This is a genomic window from Rhizobacter sp. P3_C12 (assembly GCF_056402735.1).
Genome location: NZ_JBFUGW010000298.1, coordinates 1 through 7,068 on the forward strand (window position 1 = coordinate 1; position 7,068 = coordinate 7,068).

A 7,068-nucleotide genomic window follows, 5' to 3' on the forward strand; every position below is an offset into this window, starting at 1 on the left:
TCCACAAGCTGACCGTCAACGCGACGCAGAGCGACGGCCAGCGCGTCAGCGCCACCGGCAACTTCGAGGTCGTCGCGCTGACCGGCGCGGGCCGCAAGGCGAAGAACATCATCATCCTGCTCGGCGACGGCATGGGCGCGGCCCACCGCACCGCGGCGCGCATCATGGCCAAGGGCTATGCGCAGGGCAAGGCGCATGCGGCGCTCGCGATGGACACCTTCCCGAACACCGGCATGGTGATGACCTCGTCGCTCGACGCGATCGTCACCGACTCGTCGCCCGGCATGTCGAACTACGTGACCGGGAACAAGGCCGCGAACAACCAGGAAGGCGTGTTCCCCGACGACACCGCCGACGCGTTCGACAACCCGCGCGTCGAGTACCTGTCGGAGTACCTGCACCGCACCCAGGGCAAGGCGCTGGGCATCGTGACCACCGCCGACGTGTTCGATGCGACGCCGGCCGCCAACGCGGTGCACACCTCGAACCGCGGCAACGGCACCGGCATCGTCGACCAGTTCCTCGACGACCGCGGGCTGACCGGCCTGTCGGTGCTGATGGGCGGCGGGCGCAAGTGGTTCCTGCCGAACGGCGATGCGCTGAAGGCCGACGGCTCGCGCAACGGCCAGGCCGTCAATGGCTCGCAGCGCGACGCGAAGTCCGACTACGTGCTGCCGTCGGACCTGGTGGCCGGCTGGGGCGCGGCAGTGGGCGCGAAGGACCCGGCGCGCGACCTGATCGCCGACTTCCAGGGCGCCGGCTTCGCCTATGCGCCCGACCGCCTCGGGCTGGCCGCGGCGGCCGGCGCCGACAAGCTGCTCGGGCTGTTCTCGTACTCGAACATGAACGTCGCGTTCGACAAGATCAACAAGCGCCGCGGCGTGTCGACCATCGTCGACGACTACGGCTTCCCCGACCAGCCGATGCTCGACGAGATGGCCGAGACGGCGCTGCAGGTGCTGTCGCGCCAGAAGAACGGCTTCGTCGCGCTGATCGAGGGCGCGTCGATCGACAAGCAGGCGCACCTGATGGACACCGACCGCTGGCTGCTGGAGGTGATCGAGTTCGACCGCGCTGTGCAGGTGGCGAAGGACTTCGCCGCGAAGCACCCGGACACGCTGGTCATCGTGACGGCCGACCACGAGTGCTCGGGCGCCGCGATCATCGGCGCGTCGACCAAGCCGGTGGCCGCGATCCGCGCCGCCGCCGCACCGGCCGAGGGCGCCAGCGCGCCGAGCGCCGCGACGCTGCGCGACCCGGTGGTCGGCGTCTACCAGGCCGCGAAGTTCCCGAAGTACGGAATCGCCGCCGACGGCTACCCGCAGAGCACCGATGTCGACTTCAAGATGCTGATCGGCTACGGCGCAAACGCCGACCGCTACGAGAGCTGGCTGGCCAACGCGACGCCGACGCAGGATTCGCAGCAGCCCTTCGTCGGCAAGGCGCCGCAGAGCGGCTACCCGGCGAACCCGAGCGTGCGCAACCAGGGGGCGGGCTTCCTGGTGACCGGGCAGGTGCCGGGCGACCAGGCGGTGCACACCGCCACCGACGTGCCACTGTCGGCGCTGGGCCGCGGGGCCTCGCTGTTCAGCGGCGTGATGGACAACACCGACGTGTTCTTCAAGATCGCCCAGGCGGCGACCAAGGGAACGAAGTAGCCCGGATGGCAATCCGGGTGGGGCGATGGCGACGAACCCGGATTGGCATCCGGGCTACGGGTCACACCTCGACGTCGTCCACTTCGCGGTACACGTCGCGCATCCACATCTTCAGGCGCTGGCGGTCCATCAACCCCAGCGTCGCGTCGTTGTCGCCTTCGCGGGCATTCCAGAAGCTGATGCTCGCCGCATCGATCTTCTGGATCACGGTGTCGTGCAGCTTGCGCATCGTCACCACCTTGGCGCCGAACGACAGCGCGCGGGCCTGCTCGCCCGATTGCTCCAGCACCGAGAAGTCGCTGCCGCGGATGTGGTTGCGCACCAGCACGTACTTGAAGCTCGGGCCGAAGCGGTCGAGCAGCTTCTTCAGCAGGTCGACCGAATCCTTGCCGGCGTCCATCACGTGCCAGTAGTGCACCTGCGAGTTCGTCTCGTCGAGCAGGTTCAGCACGCCCGATTCGTCCATCCAGCGCACCAGCGGGTCGTGCGTCTGGGCGGCCAGGTCGACCAGCACGCGGCGGTCGGGCTGGTCCACCGCGGCCTCGACGATCGCGTCGAGCGCCTCGTAGCGGTCCACCAGCACCGGCGATGCGTAGCCGGCATAGAAGCGCATCAGCGCACCGTGCGAGCGGTCGGTGTCGAAGCCGATGAAGGGCATCTGACGGTCGATCAGGTACTGGGCCAGCACCCGTGCCATCAGCGACTTGCCGACGCCGCCCTTTTCGCCGCCGATGAAGTGGATCTTGCTCATGCCAAGGCTTCTCCGAGTTTTGGTGGTCGGGCGACAGTATGAACGCAAGCGCGCGACGGGCCTTCCGGGCTGCCGCGCAAGGTGTTTCGAGGCGTCATGGTGCCGTCATGCGCTTGTCACGCCGCTTTCATGGTGCCTGCTTAACCTGCCGCACGCCAAGACACACCTCGACACGACCCGCCACGCGCGGTGACGTGCCACCCTCACTCTCCAAGGAAGCCTGATGAGCCACCCAACCGTCGACGCGCGTCGCCGTCTCCTGAAGCTGTTGTCCGGGGCCCCGCTGCTGCCGATGACGAGTTCCACCGCATTCGCCGGCCTGCTGGCGGCCTGCGGCGGTGGTGACGACGGCCCGGCGCCGGCGGCACCGGCTGCCACCGTGACCTCGGTCGAGTTCACCGCGATGGCCGCGCCGCTCCAGACCGAGAAAGCCGCGATGGCCACCACCACGGTCGGCTCCAAGCTGGTCGCCACCTACAGCGACGGCAGCAAGCAGACCTTCGCGCTGAAGTACGAGCCCTTCTTCGTCACCGGCGACATGGTGCCGGACGGCAAGGGCGGCACCATCCTCGCGGGCGGCTATGTCAACATGGCCGGCGAGAAGATCATGGACAACTCGAAGGTCGGCAGCGAGCGCCAGTTCTTCTCCGACTCGCCGGACGGCAGCTCGCTGCTGACCGTGCCGAACCCGACCGTGCCCGGTATCAAGGGCAAGGCGGTGTTCGCCGTCGTGCAGTTCGAGTACACGACCGCCGGCCAGGACGGTGTCAGCACCTACGGCACGCTGCCGTCGCCGATCGCGGTGCTCACGCTCGACCAGGACCAGGCCACCGGCAAGCTGACGCTGGTGAAGTACCACAACGTCGACACCTCGTCGGTGCACGGCCTGTGGATCACCTGCGGCGCGAGCCTGTCGCCGTGGGGCACGCACCTGTCGAGCGAGGAGTACGAGCCCGATGCGCCGYTCGCCAGCACGACGGCGCAGTTCCTGGCGTTCAGCAAGAACACCTTCGGCGACCAGACCAAGGCCAACCCGTACCACTACGGCCACCTGCCCGAAGTGACGGTGAACCCGGACGGCACCGGCACGATCAAGAAGCACTACTGCCTGGGCCGCATCTCGCACGAACTGATCCAGGTGATGCCCGACCAGCGCACCGCGATCATGGGTGACGACTACACGAACGGCGGCTTCTTCATGTTCGTCGCCGACAAGGCGAAGGACCTGTCGGCCGGCACGCTGTACGTTGCTAAGGTCGGCGCCGGCTTCTCGATCGACCCGGCCGCCGCGGGCGCGCCGCTCACCTGGATCAACCTCGGCCACGCGACCAGCGCCGACGTGGAGGTTCTCGCCAACACGCTGAAGCCGTCGGACATCATGGCCGTCAGCAAGACCGACCCGGCTGACGCGACGTACACGAAGATCTTCTGCGACGGCAAGGCCAACTGGGTCAAGCTGGTGCCGGGGATGGAGAAGGCCGCGGCCTTCCTCGAGACGCACCGCTACGCCAACCTGAAGGGCGCGAGCATGGTCTTCACGAAGATGGAAGGCACGACCGTCAACGCGAAGGACAAGATCGGCTACTCGGCGCTGCAGAACATCCAGGCGTCGATGGTGAAGGGCGACGCGGCCTGGCGCGAAGAGATGGGCGTGAGCCTCGACAAGAAGCTGGTGGCCGGCGGCATCCTGGCGCACACGCTGGCCGGCGGCCAGAAGGACACCGCGGGCGCGGCGATCGACAGCGAGTGGGTGCCGGTGCAGACCAAGGCGCTGATCGTCGGTGAGGACATCGCGGCCGATGGCCTGGGTAATCTCTCCAACCCCGAGAAGATCGGCAATCCGGACAACATCAAGTTCTCCGAGAAGATGCGCACGCTGTTCATCGGCGAGGACAGCGCCACGCACGTCAACAACTTCCTGTGGGCCTACAACGTCGACACGAAGAAGCTGTCGCGCATCCTGTCGGTGCCGGCGGGTGGTGAATCGACCGGCCTGCACGCGGTCGACGACATCAACGGCTGGACCTACATCATGAGCAACTTCCAGCACGCCGGTGAGTGGATCAAGGGCCTGCACGACGTGGTGAAGGTGGACCTGGAGCCGCTGGTCAAGGCGAACTACAAGGACAAGTTCGGTTCGGCCGTCGGTTACCTGACGGGCTTGCCGGAACTCGGCTGATCAGGGAGGAACGGCCACGGAGGTGGCCGGTGCTGGCCAGAAGAGGGAAGGGGCCGCGGGCGTGATGCCTGCGGCCCCTTTTTCGTGGGCTATGTCGAACTCTTGGTGCGCAGTACGAGGCGCCCTGCGTCAGTCAGGCGATAGCGTTGCTTGCTGCTGCGAGGAACGTCCGGATGTGTCATCTCGACGAGCGTAGCCACCAGCGCAGGGCCCAGGTATGCGGCTTTGAAATGATCCCGATGCTTCAAGCCCAGCGCCTGCTGAAGTGCCTGCCTCGACATCTCGCCGACCAGCACGGTCAGCAGGCGTTCCACTTCCGGTGCAACTTGCCCGGTGACTTGCCCGGTGACTTGCCCGGTGACTTGTGAGCCTTCGTCCGATGGCGGTTCGGGAGCACGGGCCGACGGGTGGACGGGCAGCCGGATCAGGTAGGCCGTTCGGTCGTCATCCGTCTCGAACAGCGGTGGTGGAGATCCGTTGGCGGCCATCGCTCTCAGGATCTTGGGCACGCCGGTGCTGCGTCCCTCGGTCAATTCCAGTTCTTTCAAAAACTCGCCGATGCGTCGATTGCGGTAGCGGCGGCTCACCGCGCGACCTGCCACGAAGTCGGCCAAACGGATGGAGCGATCCGGGCCTGGGAAACTCAGGATCGCCAGTTCGTCCCGGCCGATGCGCACCTCGATCGGCTCGCGCTCGTCGTAGGCGCGGTGATACACGGCGTTGACGAGCGCCTCCTCGACCGCGGCATACGGAAAATTCCAGACCCGGGTGGCCTCGGCCCGGTCGGAGTGCTTCAAGACTGTTTCATAGAGGTAGTTGCGCTCGATGTAGCCCAATGCCTCGCGAGTCATGCGTCCCAGYGGGCCCGTGAACACTTTCTCTTCGAAGCGGTCGCCGCCGGCACCATCAGGAAACCAGACCACGTCGATCTGCGTGCATGGGAAGAAGCGGTCGGGCGCCTCGTTGAAGAACAGCAGGCCCACGTTCTTGGGCCTTGGCGACTCACTCGATCCTCCCACGACATTCATCTGCCGCCCCAAGGCGTCGAGCGACATCAGCGAAGCCTCGTCGGCCAGCGCGCTGTGCACCTCGCGCAGATGCTCCTGCATCAGCACCGGAGACAGGTCGGGCAAGCAAGCCGGCTGAGCCAGCCGGTCGTCCCAGGGGACGTTGGCGGCCAGGCTCAACAACTCGTGCTCGGCGGTGCCTTTCGCTTCGACGGTGCTGCTGTAGCGGCGGATGTAGTAGTGCCAGCTCTTGTGCCTGGTCGAGATCGATGCCGGCGCCTTGTACGGACGGTTCATGCCCCCTGGCGCGTGAAGCACGATCAGCGCGCGTCCTTCTACTGTCTCCACGCTCAAGACCGGGAAGTAGGGCGGCTGGATCAGTTGGCAGGCCGCCAGCAATTCCTGCTGGATCTTGTCGATCCGGTCTTCGGCGACGCCCAGCGGCGGGAACACCGGACGCCCATGCGCATCGCAGTCCTGCCCGATCACCACATACCCACCGCCCAGGTTCGCGAAGTCGTTGGCGAAGGCGCAGATCGTGCGCAGTGTGGCGTCGGGATTCCAGCCGGCCTTGTATTCGATGCGCTCGCCTTCGATCGTGCGCTGGTGCAGCAGGTCATTCAGGTTGATGGGGAGCGATGTGCGCATGGCACGGTGAGTGTCAATGCGCCTGGTCCCAGTTCCGCCCGATCCCGACTTCCGCCACCAGCGGCACCTTCAGCTGCGCGACGCCGGCCATCAGCCGCGGCACCGCGGCCTTCACCCACTCGAGCTCGGCTTCCGGCACCTCGAGCACCAGTTCGTCATGCACCTGCATCACGAGCTTCGTCGCGCGCTGTTCGGCCAGCAGCACGTTCTGCACCGCCACCATCGCGAGCTTGATCAGGTCGGCGGCCGTGCCCTGCATCGGCGCATTGATCGCCTGCCGCTCGGCACCGGCGCGCCGCGGGCCGCTGCCGCCGTTGATCTYGGGCAGGTAGATGCGCCGCCCGAACAGCGTCTCGACATAGCCCTTGTCCTTGGCCGACGCCCGCGTCTCGTCCATGTAGGCCTTCACGCTCGGGTAGCGCGCGAAATACCGCTCGATGTAGTTGGTCGCCGCACTGCGCTCGATGCCCAGGCTCGACGCCAGCCCGAACGCGCCCATGCCGTAGATCAGCCCGAAGTTGATCGTCTTCGCATAGCGCCGCTGCTCGCTCGTGACCGCCGCCGGCTCGGTGCCGAACACCTCGGCCGCGGTCGCGCGGTGCACGTCCATGCCCTCGGCGAAGGCCTTCAGCAGGCTCGCGTCGCCGCTGATGTCGGCCATGATGCGCAGCTCGATCTGCGAGTAGTCGGCGCTCAGGATCACATGCCCCGGCGGCGCGATGAAGGCCTCGCGCACGCGCCGGCCCTCGGGCGTGCGGATCGGGATGTTCTGCAGGTTCGGGTCGGTGCTCGCGAGCCGCCCCGTCACCGCCACCGCCTGCGCAT

The 7,068-nt window shown here is 67.0% G+C and carries 5 protein-coding genes; 2 read left to right on the plus strand and 3 right to left on the minus strand.

Translation table 11 applies throughout. The features are described from left to right. Positions 1-1,658 (plus strand): alkaline phosphatase (locus tag AC1DXV_RS29010; RefSeq protein WP_477936874.1); only part of this gene is annotated, 1,658 nt, incomplete at its 5' end. A 61-nt stretch (positions 1,659-1,719) separates the two neighbouring features. On the opposite strand, the gene AC1DXV_RS29015 is transcribed toward AC1DXV_RS29010, so the two are convergent. After that, positions 1,720-2,409, minus strand: coding sequence for a P-loop NTPase family protein (locus AC1DXV_RS29015; protein WP_047509600.1), 690 nt, complete (start codon positions 2,407-2,409; stop codon positions 1,720-1,722). A gap of 223 nt (positions 2,410-2,632) precedes the next feature. Here AC1DXV_RS29015 and AC1DXV_RS29020 point away from each other — a divergent pair, with 223 nt between their 5' ends. Continuing rightward, a complete protein-coding gene (locus AC1DXV_RS29020; RefSeq protein ID WP_477936876.1) occupies positions 2,633-4,588 on the plus strand; it encodes a PhoX family protein in 1,956 nt (651 codons plus the stop codon). An 89-nt stretch (positions 4,589-4,677) separates the two neighbouring features. Here AC1DXV_RS29020 and AC1DXV_RS29025 read toward each other — a convergent pair whose 3' ends face one another. Continuing rightward, complete coding sequence (locus tag AC1DXV_RS29025; RefSeq protein WP_477865317.1) at positions 4,678-6,243, minus strand: RNA/DNA-binding domain-containing protein; 1,566 nt, start codon at positions 6,241-6,243, stop codon at positions 4,678-4,680. Between the two features lie 13 nt (positions 6,244-6,256). Beyond that, a partial coding sequence (locus AC1DXV_RS29030) for a DNA polymerase (protein ID WP_477936878.1) occupies positions 6,257-7,068 on the minus strand: 812 nt, incomplete at its 5' end.

What these genes read in the sequence shown, in the direction of transcription:
- AC1DXV_RS29015 (WP_047509600.1), bottom strand. Translation starts at nt 2,409, where the DNA reads ATGAGCAAGATCCACTTCATCGGCGGCGAAAAGGGCGGCGTCGGCAAG.